Raw genomic sequence first — 508 nt, 5'->3', positions numbered from 1 at the left:
TTGACGGGTAGTTCGACGCGCACGTGGGTGCCGGTGGGTGCATCCAAGAACACGAACCTGCCCCCGGCGGCATCGACCCGGGCCCGGTGCGAAGCCAGACCGATATGGCCCTCCCCCAACCGCCGTGCCATGGTCTCGCCACTGACCCCCACCCCGTCGTCGAGAACCTCCAACACACAACACCCGTCGACGTACTTCAACGTCACCCACGCATGCTCGGCCCGCGAATGATGCACCACATTGGACAACAACTCCCGCGCCACACCGAACACGATCGGATCCACCGCACTGCGCACCGGATAATCGATATCGGTACGCACCTCGATCCCCGACCGCTTAGCGGTGAAACCCGCCAACTGCTCCACCGCCGGGCCCAACCCCACCTGCTCCAACACCGCCGGATGCAACTCGAAAGTGGCCTGCCGCAACCGCTCCGAGGCACTGTTCAACCCCGCCAACGCCCGATCCACCCGATCGTCATCGGGATCGTCGGCCGCCAACTCCACGA

Annotated in this window: 1 protein-coding gene; it reads right to left on the bottom strand. The window is 65.2% G+C overall.

The genetic code is table 11. The features are described 5' to 3' along the window. On the bottom strand, positions 1 to 508 hold a 508-nt coding region (locus AC5Y5Z_RS25555; protein ID WP_463829111.1), incomplete at both ends, for a sensor histidine kinase.

Source organism: Mycobacterium sp. NGS29 (assembly GCF_059812965.1).
The sequence above is the reverse complement of the archived record's forward strand: the minus strand, read 5'-3'. Positions and strand labels throughout refer to the sequence as shown.